This is a genomic window from Paenibacillus sp. P46E, from assembly GCF_001909095.1.
Taxonomy (GTDB): domain Bacteria; phylum Bacillota; class Bacilli; order Paenibacillales; family Paenibacillaceae; genus Paenibacillus_AQ; species Paenibacillus_AQ helianthi.
On sequence record NZ_LVYZ01000033.1, the window covers coordinates 19,036 to 43,520 of the forward strand.

General features: G+C 48.2%; 20 protein-coding genes. 13 read left to right on the plus strand and 7 right to left on the minus strand.

The genetic code is table 11. The features are described from left to right. Nucleotides 1-141 precede the first annotated feature (141 nt). The 3 genes from gcvT to gcvPB are packed head-to-tail and all read left to right on the plus strand — an operon-like array spanning nt 142 to nt 4,072. On the plus strand, nt 142-1,266 hold the full coding sequence (gcvT, locus tag A3849_RS09715; RefSeq protein WP_074111220.1) for a glycine cleavage system aminomethyltransferase GcvT: 1,125 nt from the start codon (nt 142-144) through the stop codon (nt 1,264-1,266). Next, a complete protein-coding gene (gcvPA, locus tag A3849_RS09720) occupies nt 1,263-2,615 on the plus strand; it encodes an aminomethyl-transferring glycine dehydrogenase subunit GcvPA (protein WP_074111221.1) in 1,353 nt (450 codons plus the stop codon). Before gcvT ends, gcvPA begins: the two co-directional genes overlap by 4 nt. Next, a complete protein-coding gene (gene gcvPB / locus A3849_RS09725) occupies nt 2,612-4,072 on the plus strand; it encodes an aminomethyl-transferring glycine dehydrogenase subunit GcvPB (protein ID WP_074111222.1) in 1,461 nt (486 codons plus the stop codon). Before gcvPA ends, gcvPB begins: the two co-directional genes overlap by 4 nt. 73 nt (nt 4,073-4,145) lie before the next feature. On the opposite strand, the gene A3849_RS09730 is transcribed toward gcvPB, so the two are convergent. Then, on the minus strand, nt 4,146-4,988 hold the full coding sequence (locus A3849_RS09730; RefSeq protein WP_074111223.1) for a helix-turn-helix transcriptional regulator: 843 nt from the start codon (nt 4,986-4,988) through the stop codon (nt 4,146-4,148). Between the two features lie 223 nt (nt 4,989-5,211). Here A3849_RS09730 and A3849_RS09735 point away from each other — a divergent pair, with 223 nt between their 5' ends. The 6 genes from A3849_RS09735 to A3849_RS09760 all read left to right on the plus strand — a co-directional run bounded on the left by A3849_RS09735 (nt 5,212) and on the right by A3849_RS09760 (nt 11,808). Beyond that, nucleotides 5,212-5,412: a hypothetical protein gene (locus tag A3849_RS09735; RefSeq protein WP_074111224.1), complete on the plus strand. Its 201-nt coding sequence runs from the start codon at nt 5,212-5,214 to the stop codon at nt 5,410-5,412. A gap of 51 nt (nt 5,413-5,463) precedes the next feature. Then, entirely contained in the window at nt 5,464-5,667 is a 204-nt protein-coding gene (locus tag A3849_RS09740; protein ID WP_074111225.1) for a hypothetical protein, read from the plus strand. Between the two features lie 49 nt (nt 5,668-5,716). Continuing rightward, a complete protein-coding gene (locus A3849_RS09745; protein WP_074111226.1) occupies nt 5,717-6,370 on the plus strand; it encodes a CPBP family intramembrane glutamic endopeptidase in 654 nt (217 codons plus the stop codon). A gap of 263 nt (nt 6,371-6,633) precedes the next feature. Continuing rightward, nucleotides 6,634-8,856, plus strand: coding sequence for a peptidase domain-containing ABC transporter (locus A3849_RS09750; protein ID WP_074111406.1), 2,223 nt, complete (start codon nt 6,634-6,636; stop codon nt 8,854-8,856). Next, nucleotides 8,853-10,511: a beta-barrel domain-containing protein gene (locus A3849_RS09755; RefSeq protein ID WP_074111227.1), complete on the plus strand. Its 1,659-nt coding sequence runs from the start codon at nt 8,853-8,855 to the stop codon at nt 10,509-10,511. The genes A3849_RS09750 and A3849_RS09755 overlap by 4 nt, the downstream gene beginning before the upstream one ends. 16 nt (nt 10,512-10,527) lie before the next feature. After that, a complete protein-coding gene (locus A3849_RS09760) occupies nt 10,528-11,808 on the plus strand; it encodes a hypothetical protein (RefSeq protein WP_074111228.1) in 1,281 nt (426 codons plus the stop codon). Between the two features lie 137 nt (nt 11,809-11,945). On the opposite strand, the gene A3849_RS09765 is transcribed toward A3849_RS09760, so the two are convergent. Then, nucleotides 11,946-12,755, minus strand: coding sequence for a helix-turn-helix domain-containing protein (locus A3849_RS09765; RefSeq protein WP_074111229.1), 810 nt, complete (start codon nt 12,753-12,755; stop codon nt 11,946-11,948). A gap of 386 nt (nt 12,756-13,141) precedes the next feature. On the opposite strand from A3849_RS09765, the gene A3849_RS09770 reads away from it, so the two are divergent. Genes A3849_RS09770 through A3849_RS09780 form a run of 3 tightly spaced genes read left to right on the plus strand, consistent with a single transcriptional unit; the run spans nt 13,142 to nt 15,799 of the window. Next, the gene (locus A3849_RS09770) at nt 13,142-14,158 is read left to right on the plus strand and encodes an ABC transporter ATP-binding protein (RefSeq protein ID WP_074111230.1); all 1,017 of its coding nucleotides are present in this window, start codon (nt 13,142-13,144) and stop codon (nt 14,156-14,158) included. 9 nt (nt 14,159-14,167) lie between these two features. Beyond that, a complete protein-coding gene (locus tag A3849_RS09775) occupies nt 14,168-14,983 on the plus strand; it encodes an ABC transporter permease (RefSeq protein ID WP_256700719.1) in 816 nt (271 codons plus the stop codon). 18 nt (nt 14,984-15,001) lie between these two features. Beyond that, a complete protein-coding gene (locus A3849_RS09780; RefSeq protein WP_074111231.1) occupies nt 15,002-15,799 on the plus strand; it encodes an ABC transporter permease in 798 nt (265 codons plus the stop codon). Nucleotides 15,800-15,967: 168 nt separating this feature from the next. Here the strand turns inward: A3849_RS09780 and A3849_RS09785 are convergent, their stop codons facing one another. From A3849_RS09785 to A3849_RS09805, 5 genes are all read right to left on the minus strand, one after another. Continuing rightward, a complete protein-coding gene (locus tag A3849_RS09785) occupies nt 15,968-18,970 on the minus strand; it encodes an efflux RND transporter permease subunit (protein ID WP_074111232.1) in 3,003 nt (1,000 codons plus the stop codon). 266 nt (nt 18,971-19,236) lie between these two features. Next, a complete protein-coding gene (locus tag A3849_RS09790) occupies nt 19,237-19,560 on the minus strand; it encodes an L-rhamnose mutarotase (RefSeq protein WP_074111233.1) in 324 nt (107 codons plus the stop codon). A 300-nt stretch (nt 19,561-19,860) separates the two neighbouring features. After that, nucleotides 19,861-21,021: an ABC transporter permease gene (locus A3849_RS09795; protein WP_074111234.1), complete on the minus strand. Its 1,161-nt coding sequence runs from the start codon at nt 21,019-21,021 to the stop codon at nt 19,861-19,863. Next, nucleotides 21,014-22,183: an ABC transporter permease gene (locus A3849_RS09800; protein ID WP_074111235.1), complete on the minus strand. Its 1,170-nt coding sequence runs from the start codon at nt 22,181-22,183 to the stop codon at nt 21,014-21,016. Before A3849_RS09800 ends, A3849_RS09795 begins: the two co-directional genes overlap by 8 nt. Nucleotides 22,184-22,202: 19 nt before the next feature. Beyond that, nucleotides 22,203-23,138 carry an ABC transporter ATP-binding protein gene (locus A3849_RS09805; RefSeq protein WP_074111236.1) on the minus strand — a complete coding sequence of 312 codons (936 nt, stop codon included), beginning with the start codon at nt 23,136-23,138 and terminating at the stop codon, nt 22,203-22,205. A gap of 168 nt (nt 23,139-23,306) precedes the next feature. Between A3849_RS09805 and A3849_RS09810 the strand changes: the two genes are divergently transcribed. Then, nucleotides 23,307-24,479, plus strand: a complete 1,173-nt coding sequence (locus A3849_RS09810; protein WP_083613427.1) for a sensor histidine kinase — start codon at nt 23,307-23,309, stop codon at nt 24,477-24,479. Nucleotides 24,480-24,485: the final 6 nt, after the last annotated feature.

Consider the following 24,485-nt stretch of genomic DNA (forward strand, 5'->3'; position numbering starts at 1 on the left):
TCACCAACGGGGAAACCTGCGCGCTGGTCAGCAGGGTAACTCTCAGGTACAAAGGACAGAGCGAAAGGCTTATATGCGGGTTGTGCATATTTGTCTTTTGCCTGTCCTTTTTCGCATGTAATCAGACAAGGGAGTGAGCCGATGGATGCTTTGAAAAGAACACCTTTTTACGACCTTTACTCCGCCTATGCAGAGTCCAGATGTATTGATTTCGGCGGCTGGGAGCTGCCGGTGCAATTCACGGGAATCGTGAAGGAGCATGAGGCGGTCCGCCGGCAGGCCGGACTATTCGATGTATCGCATATGGGCGAATTCATGGTCAGCGGCAACGGCTCGGAAGCCTTTCTGCAGCGGATGACCACGAATGATGTTAGCCGTCTTCAGGATGGCGGTGCGCAGTACACCCTGATGCTCTACCCAAGCGGTGGTGTAGTCGATGATCTGCTGGTCTACCGCCTCGGCGAAGAGCGTTACATGCTGGTCGTCAATGCCTCCAATATCGACAAAGACTTCCAGTGGCTGCAGGAGCATCTCACAGATGAATTCAGCGGCGTGACGCTGAACAATGTCTCCGATGAGACGCTGCTGCTCGCACTGCAAGGCCCTCTGGCTGAGACGATTCTGGCCGAAGTTACCTCAGCTCCCATCGCGGAGCTTGCACCGTTCCATTTCATCGAGCGCGCTGTAGTCTGCGGCGTTGAGGTTCTGCTCTCCCGGACCGGGTATACCGGTGAGGACGGTTTTGAGCTGTATGCACCGCTGGACACAGCAGCTGTGCTGTGGAATGGCCTGCTTGCGGCAGGCGCTCCGCACGGTCTGACTCCCGCCGGACTCGGCGCACGCGATACGCTTCGTTTCGAAGCCAAGCTGCCGCTATATGGTCAGGAGCTGTCGGCGGACATTACACCGCTGGAAGCGGGAGTCCAGTTCTTCGTGAAGCTGGACAAAGCCGATTTCCTAGGCAAGGACGCACTGGTGAAGCAGAAGGAAGCCGGACTGCCCCGCCGCCTCGTGGGCCTGGAAATGATTGACCGCGGGATTCCGCGCTCGCATTATCCGGTCTACGCGGATGGTGTGAAGATCGGGGAGGTCACTACAGGCACACAGTCGCCAACGCTGAAACGCAATTTGGGTCTGGCGCTGCTGGACGCCGCCTATTCGGAGCTTGGAACAGAGGTATACGTGGAGATCCGCGGCAAACAGCTTAAGGCGGCCGTGGTCAAAGCGCCATTTTATAAAAAAAGCCAAGGAGTGAAGCCGCAATGAAGCACCGTTATCTGCCGATGACCGAGCAAGACCGTAACGAGATGATGGAGGCTGTCGGGATTCAATCCGTGGAGGAGCTGTTTGCCGACATCCCGCAGGCTGTCCGTTATCAGGGAACGATGCCGATGTCAGAGGCACTTGATGAATACGCACTGCTGCGCCATATGAAAGAGCTGTCTGACCGCAATGCCAGCTTCGACACCCATGCCAGCTTCCTCGGTGCAGGGCTCTATGACCATCATATCCCCGTTGTCATTAACCATGTGATTTCCCGCTCGGAATTCTATACCGCCTATACCCCTTACCAGCCGGAGATCAGCCAAGGCGAGCTGCAGGCGATCTTCGAATTCCAGTCCTATATCTGCGAGCTAACCGGCATGAAAGTAGCGAATGCCAGCATGTATGACGGTGCGACCGCCTTCTCGGAAGCTGCGGTGCTTGCCGCCGGTGCGACAAAACGCAAAAAGCTGATCGTCTCCCGCACCGTTCACCCCGAAGCACGCCAGGTACTGCGTACCTCAGCGGGTGCATGGGGCCTGGATGTTGTGGAGATTGACTACGCAAACGGAGTAACGGATCAGGCCAAGCTAGCCGCCGCAATTGACGGTGACACAGCCGCCGTACTGGTACAGTCACCGAACTTCTTCGGCGCCATTGAGGACCTTGGTGCGATGGAGCCGCTGATCCATGCCGTGAAGGGCCTGCTCGTGGTCAGTGCCAATCCGCTGGCACTCGGCATTCTCGAAACACCGGGCAAGCTTGGCGCCGACATTGTAGTCGGTGACGCCCAGCCGCTAGGCATTCCGGCTTCACTCGGTGGTCCAACCTGCGGCTTCTTCGCCGTAGCCGAGCCCCTCATGCGCCGCATGCCGGGCCGGATCGTCGGCCAGACCATTGACCGTAACGGCAAACGCGGTTTCGTGCTGACACTGCAGGCACGCGAGCAGCATATCCGCCGCGAAAAAGCGACTTCCAACATCTGCTCCAACCAGGCGCTGCTCGCACTATGCGCTTCCGTCTACCTGTCCGTCATGGGCAAAGAAGGCATGCGCGAGGTTGGGGAGCTCAACATCCGCAAAAGCCATTATGCAGCCGGCAAGCTTGGCGAATTAACTGGCGCAGCCCCAGCGTTCACGGCACCGTTCTTCAATGAATTTGTTCTGAAACTGCCGGAAGGCTCCAGCGTCAGCGAGATTAATTCCAGGCTATTGAAGGAAGGCTACCTCGGCGGCTATGATCTGGGCCGGGATTATCCTGAATTGAACGGACATATGCTGGTTGCCGTCACCGAGAAAAGAAGCAAAACGGAAATTGACCAATTCAAAGTGGCACTGGAGGGTTGTATATGAAACCGGAACAAAGTCTGATCTTTGAGCTTAGCCGTCCCGGCCGCACGGCCTATTCCCTGCCCGTGTGCGATGTTCCGCAGGAAGAGAGCATCGATGCCCTGATTCCCGCCGGACTGCTGAGAAGCGAGCCGGTAGTCTTGCCGGAAGTATCGGAAGTGGATGTCATCCGCCACTATACCGCACTGTCCCGCCGCAACTTCGGCGTGGATAACGGCTTTTATCCGCTCGGCTCCTGTACCATGAAATACAATCCGAAGATTAACGAAGACGTTGCCCGTTTCACGGGACTGGCCAAGATTCACCCTTACCAGCCGGAAGAGAGCATTCAGGGTGCCCTTGAACTGATGCATACTCTGCAAAAGGATCTGGCTGCCCTGACCGGCATGGATGCCGTGTCTCTGCAGCCAGCCGCTGGTGCCCATGGTGAATGGACCGGCCTGATGATGATCCGCGCCTACCATGAGAGCCGCGGCGAGACCCGCTCCAAGGTCATCGTGCCCGATTCCTCGCACGGCACCAACCCGGCCAGCGCCTCTGCAGCCGGCCTGGAAACGGTAACGATCCCATCCAACGATAAGGGGATGGTTGACCTTGAGGCTCTGAAAGCGGCTATCGGCAGCGATACCGCAGCCCTGATGCTGACCAACCCGAGTACACTCGGATTGTTCGAGACGCAAATCATTGAAATCGCTCAGATCGTACACGAAGCAGGCGGCCTGCTCTATTACGACGGAGCGAACTCCAATGCAATTATGGGCATTACCCGCCCCGGCGATATGGGCTTCGACGTCGTGCATTTGAATCTGCACAAGACGATGAGCACCCCGCACGGCGGCGGCGGTCCGGGAGCAGGACCGGTCGGTGTAAAAGCGAAGCTGATTCCGTTCCTGCCACAGCCGACGGTGATCCAAAACGCAGACAGCAGCTACTCGCTGAACTACGGCGGTCCGGAATCGATCGGACGCGTCAAAGCCTTTTACGGCAACTTCGGTATTCTGGTCCGTGCCTACGCCTATATCCGCACCTACGGACCGGACGGCTTGCGTGAAGTTTCTGAGAATGCCGTGCTGAACGCTAACTATATGATGCACCGGCTCGCGCCGTATTTTGAAATCCCGTATCCGGGTATTTGCAAGCATGAGTTTGTCATGTCCGGCCGGAATCTCAAGCAGTACGGGGTACGGACATTGGATGTAGCCAAGCGGTTACTCGACTTCGGCTACCACCCGCCAACCGTATATTTCCCGCTGACGGTAGAGGAATGCATGATGATCGAGCCAACCGAAACCGAAAGCAAGGAAACGCTCGACGGGTTCATCGAGACGATGATCCAAATCGTCAAAGAAGCCCAGGAAACACCGGAAATCGTGATCAATGCTCCGCATACTACGGAGATCAGCCGTCTCGACGAGACACAGGCTGCGCGCAAGCCGGTACTGAATTGTTCCTGCGGTTAACAAACTTATTTAGTTAATTAAAGGAGCCCATTTTTCACTATGGGCTCCTTTTTGAACAAGAAATAAATGCCTTTTATATAAGAAGTTTTGGGTTGTTTTCGAAATTAGGTGAAAGCTTCTTAATGAACTGCCAACGGTCAGTTACATTCATTTTATTATATATGCTCTTAATTACATTTCTCACTGTACCTTCACTAATCCCTAAACCGTTGGAAATAAATAATGCACTTTTTTCTGATAACCACATTTGAGCTACGTCTTTTTCTCGTCTGGTCAAGCTATATTCATCGAAACTCATTTCCAGCTTAAGAAACTGTAACTCGGGGTTAGTCCACATCCACTTATCGCTTACATTTTCTGCTATCTGCCTCATTAATGGGACAGCCAATTCGATTTGCTGCCCCTTATTAAAAGAGATATCCACATAACCTTGTACAACACCCTCTGAATAAAGAGGTGAACATACACAGTTCCAATCAAAAAATAAAGGATTTGTATGTTCCTTCCCTTTAACTACTCCAATAGAATTCATTTCCATAGCTAGTGAAACAGCATTCAGTCCGAGATCTTGTTTGGAAAAACTCGTTCCAACACCTAAGCCGACCTTATTGAGTTCGTCTTTTATATCAGGTGATGAAGGATACAAATCAAGGATTTCTCCCATATCATCGGTCAGAAAAGCTGCAAAGTCTACTGATATGTACTTACTAATTTTAAGCATCTCGTTATGTAAGGAAGTAATCATTGCTTTATGATATATAGAATCCGGCTTAATCTCCGAAAAAGAGAGCGCGCTCTTATTATCGTGAGCTATTGAACTGCTAATTTTACTCAATGAATAGAACGAATCCAATTGTTCCTTTTCTAGGTCTTCAGGTGAATACCAAAATTTTGTCTGATCGTAAGCTGTTGTCAATTATAGCCCTCCTGATTTCCATCATTTGTATTACCGAAAAAGAATAACATTCTAAAATGATATATTCAAGTAACTATGAAATGATTCAGAAAAGATAATACAGTAAAAGATTCCTATCATAATTAGGAAGAAATGTAAATACCCACTTCTTAACATTTAACACCAATAATTCCTATGGTAATCTTTTTTATGTAATACACTACATAAACAGGGAGGTATTTTAGTGAAAACATCTTTTACAGAACTAACCCTTTCAGAATTGGAGCAAATTCAAGGGGAAGGGGTTTGGAGCGATTTGGGATACGCTGTAGGTTATGGCTTACATCAAGCATATGAGGGGGCAAAAGATGTTGTAGGGCTAACTAAAGAAGCAATGAACCCTATGAACTGGATTAACAGTTATTACCCAGGATTCAAGCCTTGATTTGTTCATTTTCAACCTTTAAAAAACCATTATTAAAGGAGAGGTAATATTATGAATATTAACGCATTCACTGAACTTTCACAGAATGAAGCACTAGAATTAGAAGGTGGCGGTTGGTTAGACACAGTGTTGGATTTTTCTAAAGAAGTTGGAAAAACCACGCTCGGAAAAGTGGTTGCCGTTGTTAGTTTTGTTCAGCCAGCTTATGACTTTGCAAAAGGTGTAAAAGCTGGTTGGGATGGATACTATAATTAATAACACCCCCCCAATATAAATTTATATTGGGGGGCTATTGGGGATAATTATGCTTAACGACAACGGGAAATATTATTTAACAAAAGATCTGGTGCAATTAATTACACTTTTCTTTATATGTAACTTATTTCTTTCAATTAGCTTAGGTTTTATTTTCAGAAATGACTCTATTATCAACTATATTGCAATATTTGCTCAACTTCTTTCCTACATTATTACCTTAAGTTTATCAAGCAAATTAAAGAAAGATATTCTTAAATTATCCAACTTTATAGGTTTAAATCATTTGTTTACTTACATAATTGCCCTTGTCTCATTAGGACTTTTTTATTTTGCAGTTATGTTCTTTGTGGATTTTTTAAAATGGGACCACATTTCAGAACAACTAACCTTGGTTGAAACCCTTAAACCCGGATACTTAAAGAGTTTTCATATTATTTCTTTCTTAATTTTATCGTTTCCGTTTCCTTTTTTTGAAGAATTAATTTTCAGAGGTTTCCTCATTAATTTCTTTAAGGAACGCTTCTCCTATATTGCCGCAATTATAATATCATCCTTACTTTTTGGTCTTTTACATGAAGGGCATTTTTTCACAACCACTATCTTTGGAGTGATACTATGCCTTGAAAATAAAGTTACCAAATCTCTTACACCTGGAATAATAACTCATATCTTATGGAACTTTTTGAATTTAACTTTTTAACTCTGATACTTAGAATCAAGATTTTAAAAAACTTTATGGGAGCACTCCATGAAAAAAAGCAAATTTGATATATTGATACTTTTTATATTCTCAGTTCATTTATTTAATTTATTTTTTTCTTTTTTCAAAATTCATTCTATTGAATGGTTTTCTTTGTTTATTGTATTAGTGCTTCTAATTATGTATATACATTTCCATTACAATAAATCATTACAAAAAAACAAATAATAAAGAATAAAATCACATTATAGGTGGGAATTGATCTGTTCAAAAAATACGTATGCATTAAACAACATGATTATAAAGATTGCGGAGCCGCCTGCATCGCCATGGTTACGAAACATTATGGACTTAACTATCCAATTACTAAAATACGGGAAGTTGCGGGAACAGATAGTAGAGGTACAAGCGCATACGGCTTGGTTAAAGCTGCAGAAAAAATAGGTTTTACCGCCAAGGCCGTAAAAGGAAATCACGAGGCATTTTTTGAAAACTTCCCACTCCCGGCCATTGCTCACGTGGTTATAGACCAAACCCTATTGCATTATGTTGTCATTCATAAAATTACGAAAAAAACAATTGTCATCGCAGATCCCGCGAAAGGCATTGTTAAATATACACCGGAAAACTTTTTCAATATCTGGACCGGTGTTCTCATATTAATGGTACCCACTCCCCAGTTTAAAAAGGGCGACGAGTCTAAAGGGTTATTCACTCGTTTTTTTGGATTACTGATTCCTCAGAAAAGAATGCTGCTCGGCATTTTTTTAACATCTATGTTATATACAGTACTGGGTATTCTTTCAGCGTTCTATTTTCAATTTCTATTAGATGAAATTCTTCCATTTGGACTAAAGAAGACTCTTAATATCATCTCTGCCGGGGTGATAGTTTTATATATCTTTAAGGTTTTATTGAATGCTTTCCGCAGTCATATTCTACTGACACTGAGCCAGAAGCTCGACATTTCGCTAATTCTTGGCTATTACCACCATGTATTAAAACTACCCATGAACTTTTTCGGCACCCGTAAGACTGGCGAAATCATCTCAAGACTTATGGATGCCTATAAGGTTCGGGATGCTATTTCCAGCGCAACACTCACCATCATGATCGATATTATAATGGTCATTGCCGGGGGGATTATTCTTTATTCGCAGAGTTCCCTTTTGTTTGGTGTAACTGTAATGCTGATTCCTTTGTATTTAATATTAGTGTGGGGATTCCACAAGCCATTCGAACGGCTGAACCGTGAACAAATGGAGAAGAACGCACAGCTCACCTCCTACATTGTCGAATCTATTGACGGTATCGAAACGGTCAAAGCCTATCATGCGGAATCCAAGGTTGGCTTTGAGATGGAGCAGAAATTCATCACGTTTCTGAAATCTGTATTCAGCTTTGGTATTTTCAATAATATACAGGGCTCACTCAAAGGTCTGGTCCAATTGCTTGGAGGCGTAGCCATCCTTTGGGTAGGTGCCAATCAAGTAATTAAAGGAAATATGACTATGGGCCAACTAATTACATACAACTCATTACTGGCTTACTTCCTGGAGCCGATACAGAATCTCATCAACCTTCAGCCCACCCTTCAAACAGCCGTTGTAGCTGCTGAGCGATTAGGAGAAATTCTTGATTTGGAAGCGGAGAAGCTTGAAGATGAAGACAAGAAGATTCAGCCTTCTTCATTAAAAGGTGATATTAAATTTGATCGTGTCAGCTTCAGGTACGGTACACGTTCCCTTGTACTTCATGATATCGATTTGACGCTTAGACAGGGCGAAAAAATTGCATTTGTCGGTGAAAGCGGCTCCGGTAAAACAACACTAATCAAACTGATCATGCAATTTTACCAGCATGAAAAAGGCGATATCTTAATCAACAACTACAATATCAAAGATATTCATCTGGATAGCTTAAGAGAGCGGATTGCATATATCTCACAAGATACTTTCTTTTTTAGCGGAACGATACGAGAGAATCTATGCCTGGGTGTGGATCAGGATATAGATCTGGAGCAGATTGTTGCCGCCTGCCAAACCGCACAAGCCCACGAATTTATCAATCAGCTGCCTCTACGCTATAACACGATGTTGGAAGAGAATGCCACCAATATCTCTGGAGGCCAGAAGCAGCGACTGGCAATCGCCAGAGCGGTTCTTAAGCAGCCGGATATCCTTATCATGGATGAAGCAACCAGTAATCTGGATTCTACGACGGAGAAGGCTGTATCTGAGACTATCAATGCTTTTGAAGACATGACCACAGTTATTATCGCTCACCGGCTGAGTACAATTATGCGTTGTGACCGGATTTATGTGATGGACCAAGGTCGGATTATTGAGCATGGAACACATCAGGAGCTTCTGGATTACCGTGGGAAGTACTATGGACTTTGGAAGGATCAACTCCCCGGAGTTGAACAAAAACAAGAACAGCCAATTCAATACGTTGCCGGGATAGGCGAGGTGTCTCTTGTATGAGTGCAAAAATTCATAACCTATCAGAAATGTCGGATAGCAGAGAAATTATGGAGTCCAAAACCAGTCCTGTGATCTCTATTTTCATACTCATTCTATTTACTATATTGGCTGCTGCGTTAGTTTGGTCCTATTACGGCCAGATGGATGAAGTTGCCAAGGCTTCTGCTATAGTCAGACCTAATGAGAAAGTCAGTACCATTCAGACTTCATCTGCCGGAAAAGTCGAACAGGTATACATTCATGAAGGAATGCAGATTAAGCAGGGAGAACAGCTATTCAGCTTTGAACATAAAGATCTGGATATAGAATTATCCAATCGGAATTCCGAAATCAATAAGATGACTAAGAAACTGCAGTATCTACAGCTTTATAAACAAAGCATTAGCAGTTTGACCAATAAATTTTCTTCTAAAAAAGCAGACGAAGTTTACTATTATGACATGATAGAGCAATTCCTGCTTGAATACAGCCAGCAGCAGCAGAGCTTTCAGGCAAGCCAAGATCAGCTTACAGCTTCCATTCTTGAGAATAAAGGGTTGCAGGAATCTGCTGCTATCAGTACCGAATCCAGCTCAAATAAATCTCTTCAGAATAAAATAGAATTAGAGCGGAAGAAGAACCTGTTGGATGTTGAAATCGCAAACGAAAAATTGCTCGCGCAATCCATCAAAGCAAATCAAAATTTGCTTCCGCCTGAAGATACCAAACGGATAGAACAATATAACACATACCAAGGTAAATACGTCCAGTTGTCTAACCTGTCTGCCGAGAAAAAAGAAATCTACGACCGCTCGCTCAGCTTGGGGAACCGCCTTGTGCCGCAATCCCAGATTACAGACGAACAGCATCAATATGAAAGTTCATATTTGCAAATCGGCCAATTCCAAAACGAAGCTGTGCTGAGCGCAGAGAGCAATATCACCAATTTCAATCAGCAATTGACTGAGATAGAGAACAGCCTTGACTTGCTAAACAATGGACATGACCCTTCTGTCTCGGAACGAAAAACTTTTGAAATGCAAAAGAAACAGCTCGCCGAACAGCAAAATGATCTGCTGAATCAAGAGAAGCTTAACCGATCAACCGAAGAGACTTCATTGGAAAAGCTGAAACTCGACCGTATTGTTCAGATTCATTCGGTAATTGAAGAAGATAAAAAAGCTTTAACCATGCTCCAAGAGAATGTTAAGCAAATTGAGCTTGAACGAGACAAAAAGCTGCTAGTAGCACCTATTTCCGGTACAATTAATATTTTAAAAGAAACGAACACAGGGGATATGGTGCAAGCAGGCGAATCCTTGATCTCCATCATTCCCACCAATGAGTCAAAATATAAAATGAGCATTGCTGTACCTAACGCTGAGGCAGGAAAAATAGCGGTTGGAAATAAAGTCGATTTCAGCTTTTCTGCCTTTCCTAAACAAAGTTTTGGTTCCCAAAAAGGTACGATTACGTCAATAAGCACAGATTCAATTGTTCAGCAGGACGGCATGAGCTACTATCTGGTGGAGGCAACGATATCCAATGATCCACTTGTTAATCGAAGAGGTGAGCGTGGAGAACTTCGAGTAGGGATGACAGCACAAGCATCTGTTATTACCGATTCCAAGAAAATCATTGACTTTGTTCTTGAAAAAATCAATTTAAAAGAATAGCGAGGATGCCAGCTAAATGTTAAAGAGATCAATACTCTTGGTTCTGTCCTTTTTACTACTTCTTTTCCCACAATCCATTACAGTACATGCTGATACACAGGGATCTATTCCATCAAAATCACTTTCTATAGAAGAGGCAGTGCAGCTAGCATTAGCTAACTATGCAGATATTAAGCTCACGCAATGGAATATAGCGAAAACAGATTCCCAGTTGTTGTATGTATCCACTGAAAAGAAAAAGTTGGAGCAAAAAAACGTATCCGTGGCCAACGGAATGCTGCCAGTAAATCCTGATATTTTTATAAAAGGCATTCCCAATTACGATGAGTTAAGTGAAGAAGAACAAGTTGGTGTTAATCAATCTATTCTCATACAAATCATGATCAACACCTCTCTTAATCAATTCATTAGCGCTCAGTCTGAAAGCCAAAACAGCTACAATCAAGAGGCAAAAAACGCACAACTCATGGAATTGGGTGACCAGTTACGCACTTTGGAAACGGATAAAGTGATCAATCAGTTGCGGCTGCATAAGACGGAGGCCATGATCCGCTACTATGCCATACAGAAATATTATCAACTGTGTTCTTTAAAGAAAACGATTGAGTATGACAAACAAGAGAGCGAATATTGGTTTCAGCAGTCTGAGGATACCCTTAGATCCTATGAGCATGGTGTATTGTCAAAGAAAAGTTTGGAAGACTTTAATCATAAGAGCGCTGAACGAAAGTCAGTTTTTGAACGTAACCTTAGGAGTTATGAAGCCCAATTGGAGCAATTTAAGCTTGAGATAGGGTTATCATCCTATTCTGAAGTCATTTTGGATGATGTCATTTCTAGTACGTCAGAGCCCGGGAATTGGAACACAGCAATTAGCCTATCTACCAATTATGATTTACAGGAGGAGGATGCTCAAATCAAACTCGCTAAGGATAACCTTGATGCTGTTAAAGCTTCCGATACTGGACTTGCCGCCTATTATTCTGTCCTATGGTCCAGCCAAATTGCGCACAAAAATATAGTGCAACAACAACTTGAAGAGAAACTGGCAGGTTATAAGTCGGAAGCCCACGAAATTGCTCTTGAATATTCACAACTGAAAGTGCAACAACTGGAGCTCTTTCAGACGTCCCAGGATAATTCTGCTCTCTTAAGTAAAGGGCTAATCTCAGCGTCCCAAGCAGATCAGAATAAGCTGGATTTGTTAAATTTAAATCGGGAATTGGACAAGCAGAAAGTTGCGTATGCTCTATTCCAAGCAAAAGTTACTCTGGCACTTAGTGGCGTCATCCTCTAGTAACTACTCTAAGATTGCTCACTAATCTCGGCAAGTCCACGAGGATAAACCATGGTTCGGAGCAGCCAGGATCAGAGCCTCTACAGGTTCTGGTCCTGGCTGCTTTTTTTGTCCGTAAAAGCGGATTAGCAGCTTTTTCACAACCATATAAGTTTTTTGGCGAAGTGGGAGCGGTCATTTACATTCATTTTGATATAAATGCTCTTTACTACATTCCGTACCGAGCCCTCACTGATCCCCAGCGCGCTCGAGATATGCAGCGCACTTTTGTCCGCTAGCCATAGTGCAGCTACCTCCTTCTCTCTCGCAGTCAGTTTATATTCGCCAAACACCGTGTCCCGTCTGAACTTTTGCAGGCTTTCATTATTAACCATCCGTTTATACGCCACATTATCAGCCAATTGCTGTACGAACGGAATCGCAAAATCTATCTGCTGCCTGGAGTCAAAAGAAATATCCAAATAGCCAAGTGTACCACCGTCCAGAATCAAAGGTGCACATACACAATTCCAGCTCTGGAAAGCAGCGTCTGTATGCTCCTCTCCCCGAACCACCCCTATACGGTTCATCTCCATAGCCAGCGAGACCGCATTCAGGCCTGAATACCGTTTGGAGAGATTGATGCCCGCACTCATCCCTGCACGGTCCATGTTCTCCTGAAGGCTTCGTGAAGAGCAGAGCAGATCGAGAATCCAGCCCTCTTCATCCGCCAGAAACACAACATAAGGAATCGGAATGAACTGGCTGATCGCCACCATCTCTGCCCGCATGGAAGAAACCATGGCTTCACTATATATCGCTTTGTTCTCTTTCACGCAAGGGACCACTGGAGACTGCAACGGACTATATGTATTAGATGAATTACTAGGGTGAAAAGACGCAGCTTGGGCTACTGGAAGCTCATCCGGCGAACACCACATTTTCATCTTGGAATTGAAGGTAGTCAACACAAATGCCTCCTCGGTTATTATCGATAATTCATTCGGGATCATTGTGAATATATTCACTATTAATATTGAAACTGTATTTGTTATAGCCAAATTTCCTATCTCTATTATAAACTCACAAGACAGCATAGCCTTGAATAGCAGTAAATATATCATAGGATATTTAAGAGACAATTGACAGGGGATATTCTTACGAATGAACGTTGAAAATTATGAGGTCATTATCCTCTCTTTTATAGTCATCTATTTCCTTGCCCTTTTTTCATTATTCGTCATAATCTTATAAATTTTTTTACCGTCCGACCTAAACCGATAGTTTTCGACATTAGCCCGGTGCTATATTTGTTTATACGTCTTTGGAAGTTAGCAATGAAGGAGGTCTATACTTGAGTATTATTGAAGCCCGCGGGCTGTCCAAATCGTTCATGCAGGCGGTGAAAGAGCCAGGACTGGCGGGAGCCGTCAAGCATCTGTTCATCCCGAAGCATATCGAGAAGATCGCGGTGCAGCCGCTGAATCTGAGTGTGGAAGCCGGCGAGACGGTAGCCTATGTAGGGCCGAACGGTGCAGGCAAATCCACCACGATCAAAATGCTGACCGGCATCCTCATGCCCTCTGCAGGAAGTATTTCTGTAAACGGTATCAATCCTTATAAGAAAAGAATGGAAAACGCCGCGCAGATCGGAGCCGTGTTCGGACAACGCACGCAGCTGTGGTGGGATATTCCGATTGTGGAATCCTTTTCGCTGCTGAAGGATATCTATCAGATCCCGGAGCCTGTCTACAAGGCTAATCTGGATCAGTTCACGGAGCTGCTGGGCATGGATGAGTTCATCCATCTGTCTGCGCGCAAGCTCTCCCTGGGTCAACGCATGCGTGCGGACCTGGCAGCCGCCTTATTACATAACCCGCCAATTCTCTATCTGGATGAACCCACGATTGGACTGGATGTCTCCGTGAAGCAAAAAATCCGCGAATTTATCAAAAAGATCAATCAGGAGCAGCAAACCACAGTTATGCTCACTACCCACGATCTCGGCGACATTGAGGATCTGTGCAAACGGCTGATTATCATCGACCACGGCTCTATTATCTATGACGGGAGTCTTAGCGAGGTCAAATCCCGCTTTGCCAGAAACCGCGTGATTTTCTTCCAGGTGGGCGCGCCGATGCCGGAGCTGTACAATCTGCTCTCACAAACGCCCGGAATGAAGCTGGACCTACAAAATGAACAGGAATTCTCCGTCTCCTTCGACCGCTATGAATATACGGCCAGTGAAGTGGTCAGCCGGGTGATGAAGCATGGCGAAGTGATTGACTTCCGCATGGAGGATGCCAACATTGAGCAGGTGATCAAAGCGGTGTACGACGGAAACCTGGACCTTAATCAAAAAGGGGAATGAGGAGGTGTGATGGCAGCCATGCCCGTAGTCAAGCTCAAGAAATACCGCAGTATTGCCAACCGGTCCTTGCAAAATGTTCTATCCTACCGCTTCTCCTACGTCGTCACTTTCTTGTCTAATGCGATCAATCTGCTGGCGGTTTATTTTTTGTGGGCAGGCATTTATGGAGGCCGTGAGACAGTGGGCGGATACACCTGGGATCAGATGAAAACCTATCTGCTAGTCACTTTCCTGGCCAACTCTGTGCTGTCCTGGTACTCGGAAACTGCGATTTCGGGAAAAATACTCGATGGCAGCGTTGCCGTAGACTTGCTGAAGCCCATTGACTTTCAAACGGCCCGTTTCTCCGAAACGCTGGGCACAAGCCTGCTGGAAGGCGGCATAAGTACGATTATTCTGGTGATTTTCTCCTTCTTCATTTCCGGCCTGGCCCTCCCCCATTCTGCGCTCGTCTATGTGCTGTTCGCGCTCAGTCTGCTGGGGGCCATTGTGGTGAAATTCGGCGTGGTGTATCTGGCAGCCTTGCTGTGCTTCTGGTCCACCGGCTCGATGGGCATTGTCTGGACCCGGATTGCCCTAACCAATCTGTTGTCTGGAGCCTTGGTGCCTTTGGCCTTTTTCCCTGGCTGGCTGGAAAAGACTGCATTGCTGCTGCCGTTTCAGAGTATTATCCACACGCCGACTATGATTTTTCTGGAGCAGGCCGGAACCTTGGAGAGTCTGAAGCTGATCGGGATTCAATGCTTCTGGGGAGCAGCGCTCTGGATCGCCGGGAAGTTCATGTGGAACTGGGCAGTCCGCCAGGTGACTATTCATGGAGGTTAGGCGGAAGGAGGAGAAACAATGACGTTGTCACGAATGTTCTATCTATATAAAAGACTCTATACCCAGCAGCTAAAAGCAATCCTGGAATACAATAAGGACTTCTACATCTTAATGTGTTCCGCCGCTCTGACCCAGGTGCTTGGGTTTGTGTTCCTGTGGGTGATCTATGACCGGATTCCCGATATTAACGGCTGGCAGTTCTGGGAGGTTACCTTCATGTATGCGATGATTTTTCTTACGGAGGGAATCGGCTCTTTGTTCTTCGAAGGAACCTGGCGGTTGGGAAGATTGGTCAATCAAGGTGAACTTGACCGTTATCTGCTGCGGCCGGTGCCTGTTGTGCTTCAAGTCTTCTGTACGGGGATCGGCATTAATGGCCTTGGCAATCTGCTCATTGGCGGAGTGATTATCTGGCAATCGCTGGTTCACAGCCATATTCAATGGAGCTTGGCCAAAGTGGTTATCCTTATTCTGCTGCTTATGACGGCGGTTATCATTCGTGTATCGATTAATCTGGCCGGAAACTCGGCAGCCTTCTGGATCCGCAATGCCGGGAACGCCTTTCCGCTGATGGTGCATAATTTGGCCGATCTGGCAAAGTACCCGGTCACGCTATTTCCGCAGGCGGTACGGGTGTTTATTTCCACCGTGCTGCCTTATGCCTTCATCAGCTTCTATCCGGCAACTTACATTTTCGGCAAAAGCGGGTGGACCGGCTGGTGGGTGTTGGCTCCCGTTGTGGCAGCGGGCAGTGCTGCTGCAGCTTATGGCATCTTCCGGTACGGACTCTCGAAATATGAGAGCACCGGTAACTAGGGGCCTCCAAGGAGACACATCGCCTTATCAGCAGACATTCCGGATTCCCCCGCACGATTTCATATCGTCCATGCGAATATATGCCAAAGAGCAGTGCGGAAATCCGCACTGCTCTTATTATTGCTTCCTTCTTGGGTTAGGCCGCATTTGCTGATCTGCCAGACTTGCTTATGCCGCAGCTGCCGCCTTTTGCTTCTTCCGTTCTTTTGCTGATTTGCGGAAGTACAGCAGCTCGTAGATGGCCGGTACCACTACCAGCGTCAGCAGAGTTGCTGCAATCAAGCCGCCGATAACGACGATGGCCAGACTCTGCGAGACGATGCTGCCCTGCTCGGTATGACCGAACAGCAGTGGAAGCATGGCACATACCGTGGCGATAGCTGTCATTAGAATCGGACGCATCCGTGTTCCGGCTGCTTCAATGATGGCCTCGCGCACAGTCATATGCTCTTCATTCTGCTTAATCCGGTCGATCAGCACAATCGCATTCGTGACGACGATACCGATCAGCATCAAAGCTCCGAACAATGCGGTGAAGTCAGGGGTCACACCGGAAATAATCAAGGCGACAACGGCTCCGATGGCCGCGAGCGGCAGGGAGAACATAATAGCCAGCGGTGCTCGCAGGGTCTTGAACGTCAAGACCATGATCAGATACACCAGACCGATGGAGATCAGTGCCGTCATGCCAAGGTCACTGAAGTCTCCGGCCTGATCCGCCGAAGCACCGCCTGCGAACAGTGTTACGCCTTCGGGGAGTGTAATACTGTCCGTTTGTTTTTTGATATCCGCTCCAATGGCGGATACTTTCTTCGGATCTACCTCAGCTGTAATGCGCACATAAGGCTTGCCGTCCTTATGGTAGAGCATGGCTGGCTGATCGGTGACCTCAAGGGTAGCCAATTTCGAGAGCGGCTGCGGGCCTCCGGTGGTCATGATCGTAATATTTTGCAAATCCTGCTGCGACTTCGGCTGCAGCACAGGCTCCATTACCACTCCGGCAGGGGAACCCTCCAGCTCCATTTGTCCCATCGGCACCGGATTCAGCATCGCCGACAGCTGCATGGAAATTTCCTGTGCATTGGCTGCAGCGGGATTCACCTTGAACGCGAACACCGGCTTGGTATCCTCCATGTTGCTGTTGACCTTTTGTACGCCATCTACCGTTTTTACTTTGGCAGCTACGGACTGGGCGACTGCATTAATGGATGCCAGATCGTCCCCAACGATATCGACATACTCACTGGTCGAGCCTCCACCCATCATGCTGGACTCATTTGCAGTCAGGGTTGCTCCTGTATAGGACTTCTGCAGGCCCCGGATATGGTCCAGGAACACCTGCGCATCCGCATCCTTCTTCATCATCACAGTGTAATCCACCTGGGTCAGTGATTTCACTTCGCCCCATTGTGCCGAGTCTGCGCTGTTCCCGGTCATCATGATCACGGTCTCCGCCTGCGGCTGCTTCATCATTTCCGCTTCGAGCTGTTTGCCCTTCTCCAGCACTTCCTTCACTGGAACGTCGTTAGGATAAACCAGCTGAATAGTTACATTGCTGGCATCGGATGCATCCAGCGCCCCCTTGGGCATGGTAACATAAGCAGCAACCGAACCCACCAGCAGCACCAAACCGAGAGTAAGGGTAATCCACTTGTGACGCAGGTTCCATTTCAGAAAACGGCCGAATCCTCTCGACGGCTTGTGCTCCTTCAGGGAAGAGCCGCGCAGCAGCCAGGAGCTTAACAGTGGAACTACTGTGAGCGCCACTACCAGTGAAGTCAACAGGGAGTAGGTCACCGTCAGTGCGAACGGCAGCAGGAAGGCCTGCAGGGTTCCGTTCAGCAGACCCATGGGCAGGAATACAGCAACTGTAGCTATAGTCGATGTAGTGATGGCCCTTGCAACCTCGCGGGTAGCGCTGATAATCATGTCGATGGAGAAAGGCTCTTTCTGCATCCTGCGGTGAATGTTCTCAATGACGACAATACTGTCGTCTACCAGCCGCCCGACGGCGACGGCGACACCGCCCAGCGTCACAATGTTCAAGGTAATGCCGGAAACGTCCAGCAAGTATAGAGTAACCGCCAGCGAGAGCGGAATGGATACCGCTGTGATCAGCGTAGCGCGCACATTTCGCAGGAAGATCAGAATGACAATCGTCGCAAATAATGCACCGAGCAGCACTTCACGCATCATACTGTTGACGGAGGTGACGACCATATCCGCGGTGCTGAAAATGACGGCAACCTCCGCATTTTTGTTCGCTTGGGTCAGGTCTTTCGCAACCTCGCGCACCTTGTTGCCCACATCGACTGCATTGGCATTCGCTTCCTTGGTAATGATGGCGAACAATACATCCTTCCCGTTCGAGCGGCTGACACTTTCCTGGTCGGTCACCGCTTGAACAGCAGCTATATCCTGCAGGGTTACACCTGAGGCGACCGGCAGCTTTTTCAGTGTATCAATGCTGTCTATGGAAGAAACCACATTCACATTCCCCGTCTGTCCGCCAAGGGTCTGCTCCCCAATCGAAGCCGATACGCTTCGTCCCTGAAGCAGTCCCAGCACCTGGGCTGTGGCTACGCCCTTTGCAGCCATCGCCTGCGGATCAAGCTTCACATGGACCTGCGGAGCCGTTTTGCCGTATAGGGCTACATTCGCTACCCCATCAACTTTTTGCAATTCAGGAATGATCTTATCTTCAGCAAGCTTCAGATTGTCCTTGGTCATCCCTTCGTCGAAGGATATGGTAAGCTCAGAGATCGGAATCATTGAAGTGTTCAGCTGTACAACGAACGGGTCCATGACGCCTTCCGGGAAATGCAGCGCGCGGACAGCCTTTTCAACCTCCTGCGCCGCATCCTTCATATTGGTTTTCCCGTCAAAATAAATATCTACCTTTGCGTAGCCATCACCGGAAGTAGACATCTGCTCGGTTTTGCCCTTCACGACTGAGGTTGCCGCCTCAATCGGCTTCGTCACATTTGCCTCCATGGAATGCGCATCCTGGCCCGGGCCAAGCGCCGTAACGGTAACCTGAGGATTATCAGCCTCCGGCATGAACTCCATGGGCAGCGAGGTATAGCTGAGTATCCCCACCACCAGCGCCATGACAACCAGGAGGCCTACTGCCCCCTTATTGCCGAACGACCACTTTGTTAACCATGTCATTTCTCTTTTCCCCTTCCACTTCTGTATGAATTGGTTTCTGTGTGTCTGAACCTTATGTATTGCTGTCTTAGCTAAGTGTAGAGCCTTCGGTCTATCTCCAAAACCTCCCGGCGAAGGGTTTCTCTCTCGGTCTCAAGGCGGGGTTCTTCCCCTCCCGGAGACAGAGCAGCCGGGTACAGCGGTACATGCATACAGCAAAAAAAGCCCTCCTTCCTTCGAAGGAGAACTTATTACCCGCATATAGTTCATAAACAGAAAAGATAGCCCTACTCCAGATAAAACACTTCACGCAGCGGAACCATCGGAGTTCCCTCATTGAAATCAAAGGAGCCTTCAACCATCTTCGACGTAATGGCGTTCCATCTGTTGCAGGCATCACTCTGGGCTATGTAGGCAAAAGCCGCTTCTGCATCCTTACATTCAAAGCAATAGAAAAACTGATTGCCATTCTGGAAAATCGAATAATTCGTAATTCCGGCTTTGGAATGCTCCTCCAGAATTTCCGGCCAGGGATTCAGGTGCATCTGCACATACTCCTCCAGGCTCTCCTCCTTCACCCGCCAGGTCCAAGCCAATTTGTTGCTGCCCATAATCTCATCCTCCTACACATTTTGTGAAGTACCCGATTCCATTCGTAAGGATAACGCTAGATTTACTTCCTGACTGTTCCTCATCATAAAGCTTGCATCGGATGCTTCCGGGTCAGGTTGGTTAATGTCTACTTTGAAACTGCCAATAACATGGTACCGCTTACATATTTTTTATGCAATACATTTCTGGTGATAATTTTGCAAGTACTATTAAAGACAGCAAAAGAGAACAGCCCGCCGCTCCAGCCAATGACCGGATACAGCAGGCTGATCTATAACCCTTAGGCATCAAATACTGGATTATGCACTGATTCCCGTCTCGTTCGGACGAAGAATGACGGAGCCAATCGCCAGCAGAACCGCGGCCATAAGGCCCAGGATAGCAAACGGCAGCCACAGCTCATTCCATCCGCCGCCGGTTGCGGCGATATCCACTGCCTGGATCGCCCATTTCTGCGGCATGAAGTTGGCTGCTTTTTGCATATAGTCCGGCATCACTGAGAGTGGCCAGAAGCAGCCGCCCAGCATGCAGGTTGGTGTAAGAATAAGCGCGTTCAGCATGCCTGCGTTGCGCGGATTGCGGACCAGCCCGGCTACTGTGCTGGCAATACCCATGGATACGAGCATAAACGCGGCAAGCACCAGGAAATACAGATATGCGGGAACCTCATAATCATAGCGCAGCACCCATTTTCCAAGGATCAGCACAACCGCAATCTGGATGACTCCGACCATAAAGCTGCCCAGGAAGTTCCCCAGTGCAATCTCATAAGAACGGACCGGAGCACTGAACATCCGCATCATAGTCCGGCCCCTGCGGTCGTCCATAATCAGGGATACTGTGCTTGTCACCAAACCCATGAGGAACATTAAGGTCATTCCTGTAATGACACCGAGGGTTTCCCGGGGGTACAGATCATAATCCGTACGTGTACTTCCCACATGATGCTGCCCGGCCTGCTTCAGAATTGCACCAAACCCGGCTTCAGCATTTCCCGTTCCTCCGCTGACTGCATGTACGGTTTGAGCGGTTTGGAGCATTTCATTTGCGATCGTATTCACTTTCATTTTGAACATGATTGAGGTTTCTGTCGTTCTAAGCTCATAGATATTCAGCTGCGGCTGCTCTCCATGTGCAAGCTGTGCGGTGTACTCTGCCGGAATCCATATCCCCACACCACCCTCCTGCCCGATAACGCCCTCTTTGAGCGCCGCCTCATCCTTTCGCGGAACAAGCTTGTAGTCCCCGGTATTCTCCAATTCGGCAAGCAAATGCTGTCCTGCTGCGCCTGTATCCATATTGGTATATAGCACGGTTGCCGAATGGTTTTCCATGCCTCCGGTAACCGATATAATCGCGGCAACCACGATACTTGGCAGCAGGATGTACGTAAGGAATCCTTTGCGGGAGCCGATGGTCCGCTTAACCATATTCCAGGCGATCGTGAATATTTTATTCATGGTAACCCACCTTCCGGTATGAAAAAATCGCTGCACTGAACATCACGAGACAGATGATCGATATAATGAGCAAATTCGGCAAAATCTGCGACAGTTCTGAATGGAGCATCATTCGGATCACCGCCTGCATCACCCAGTGATTAATAGTAACAGCACCAATGGTATTCACCCAGGCGTCCGGCAACGGAGCCATCCCCCCGCTCAGGAAGGTCATACATACCGTAATTACACTAATGATACTGCTTGCGCTTGCCGCGGTTTTACTGAATAAGCAGATCACAATGGACAGCGTCATGGAAGCGATAATCATCAGCAGACAGAACAGCAGCAGGAGACCCTGACGATTGCCCCAGTACACGCCGAACAGCCAGTTGCTGAGCAGAATGATTGCCAGACATTGCACAATCGACACGATGCCTACTCCGAGGACTTTACCGATAAACAGCTCTGAACCCTTGACCGGCATAGAATTGATACGGTGGAGCGTATGGTTATCCTTTTCACTGAAAAGAGAACTGGTCACCGTGATTCCGCTGTAGAGCAGAAACATCAGCAGCATGGATGCCGCGTAGAATTGGGAAGCCGTATAGGTTCTGCCTCCATTATTCAGATCGCCCAGTTTGACCGCTTCATGATCAGCCGGTAAGGAAGCCGGCACCGTCAGCGCCTCTGGCCCCAGTGTTGCCACCGCTGCCTGCTTGTAATTCATTGTACTCAGGAAGTTATCAAACGCCGTTCCCGCCACCATATTGTCCGTACGGTTCTTGCCAAGAATAAACTCCAGCTGCGCTTTTTTGCCGCTCTGCACTTCACTGTCGAAGCCGTCCGGAACGATTACTGCATAGCCGTACTTTCCGGCGCGGAGTCCGCTCTCTGCCGCCTGGCGGCTCTCTGCTTCTTGCGGGATAATGACCTTCTGCACCTCCGGCAACTTCAGAAAAGCTGCAATCATAGCCGATGGCCCTGCCCCTTCACCTGAAGGATTAACTACCGCCACCCGCACAGGGTCTATCTTGGCTGCGCCTTTGACACCGACCACCCCCGACAGTGAAGCGCCCAGGAGAAAGATCAGTACCAATGGCAGCAAAAACATGTTCAACAGCATAGAGCGTGAGCGGAACAATCTGCGCAGCTCATAGATCATAATGGTCCACGTGTTCATGTAAGTCTTCCTCCTTCCTCTAATCCCGTAGGGTCCGTCCGGTCAGGTTAAGAAACAGGGTCTCCAGATCCGGTTCTTCAATATTCAGGGAAGCAATGATTCCTTCATGCTTCGCAAAGATAAATAAAATATCCTGCAATTGGCTTTGCGAGGAGGGCAAATACAGCTCTACCGTATCTTCGCTGAGTTCAACGCGGCTTATCCCGGGATGCCGGCCCAGCTCCTGGATCAGAGCAGGCGTGATTTGAGAAGCTTTTATGACAATCTTTTCTTCATGGGCTACCCGTTCCCGCAGCTCGCTTTCGGTTCCACAGGCAATGATATGACCTTTGTCCATAATCGCTACCCGGTCACAAATGGCGGCTACCTCCTCCATATAATGGCTCGTATAGATCACTGTTGAGCCGAGCTTATTCAGCGCCTTGACGGATTCGAGGATATGATTGCGCGACTGGGGATCAATGCCTACGGTCGGTTCATCCATAATGATCAGCTTGGGGCGGTGCATGATCGAGCAGGCGATGTTCAGCCGTCTTTTCATACCGCCGGAGAAGGTGGACGGTTTATCCTTAGCCCGGTCGCTGAGTCCGGTAAAGGCCAGCGCCTCCTCGACCCGTTCTTTCAGCAGCTTGCCGCGAAGACCGTACAGCTTGCCGAAAAAGCTCACATTTTCCGCCGCTGTCATATTTTCATATAAAGCGAGGTCCTGGGGGACGAGGCCGATCCGCTTTTTGACCTCTAGCGGCTGGTTCATTACGGACAGTCCGTCAATCACAATATCGCCGCCATCTGCCTTGAGCAACCCGCAGATCATGCTGATCGTGGTGCTTTTCCCTGCCCCGTTCGGGCCGAGGAGGCCGAAGATTTCCCCCTCCTGAATGCTGAAATTCACGTGATCCACCGTTAACTTCTGATCGTACCGTTTCACCACATCGGTTAGTACCGCAAATGCCATTCTTCATCTCTCCTGTTCCTTATTGCTTCTATGCCTTCATTGTAGCGTAAGAAAACCGCGGCCGAAGGTACGAAAGGTCATTCTTTGGAGGTGACTAAAGTCATCTCCTGAACCAGCGGATTCTTATGTTAAGATAAACATACCAACCCTATAAAGGATGACCTCCCTTTGAACAGAGAATTGAACGTTCTGCGTTATACGCTTATTATCATCCCTGCACTGATTGCCATCTATCTGTATGACTATGCCGACTATGAGCTGTTCACCCTTCATTTTCTGCTGCTCCTGCTGATCGTGACTCTGGGCAAGCGGCTCCCGGGTCTCCTTACCGCGCTAGCCGCCGGTGTTGAATGGCTCTATACGGCCTGGCTGTGCCAGCATTACGGGGCGCTGATGATTTTTCCGGCTATTTCGGCACTGCTCTATTACTCCCGACTGGAGCGCAGGCCGGTAGTGCTTGTCTTCTTCGCTCTTCATCTGGCGGCACTTAATACAGCACTTAGCGGAGCCGATCCACGGGTGTTAGTCTACACGAACCTCACCTTCCTGCTATCTGCCACCTTGAACAGGTTATTACTGAGATCGGGAAGGGGACGCGACGAGACCCTATTCCTCTATGATGAGCTGCGCAAAAAACATTTCCAGCTGGAAGAAGCCCGCAGCCGGCTGCTGCAGTTCAACTCCCAGATCGAAGGGGCCGCGCAAGCGGAGGAACGGGTACGGATCGCACGTCAACTGCATGACGACATCGGCCACCGCCTGATCCGGGTCAAAATGATGACCGAGGCGGCTATCCATACCCTGCCGCATTCCTCGGAGACGGGGATGGAAATGATGCATCAGATCCGGGACCAGCTCTCGGCAAGTATGGACGATATGCGCGCCGCTGTCCGGCGGATTAACTATGGCTCTCAGCTTGAAGGAGCTTACGCACTGGACCGGCTGCTGGAGGAGCTTGGCCGTCACACGGGCATTGAAACCTCCTACCAGGTGCAGGGCATGCCGTATCCGCTGTATCCCAGCGTTCAGGTTACACTCTACAAAAATGCCCAGGAGGCTCTAACCAACGCTCTTCGCCATGGCCAGGCTACTGCAGTATGGATCAAAGTATCGTACAGCGGACACGAAGTGGTGATGGAGGTAAGCAACAACGGAGAGCGCCCGCAAGACAACCCTCTTGCCAAACTCAGAGGCACGGGTGGAGCGGGCGGTATGGGCCTGCAGGGAATGACAGAGCGGACCCGTCTGGTGCGCGGAACGCTTACGTTTCAGCTCGAACCGGAGTTTGCGGTGATTACCAGAATTCCAATGCACGGGCCGCCTGAAGAGCTTCCCCAGTAAACTTTC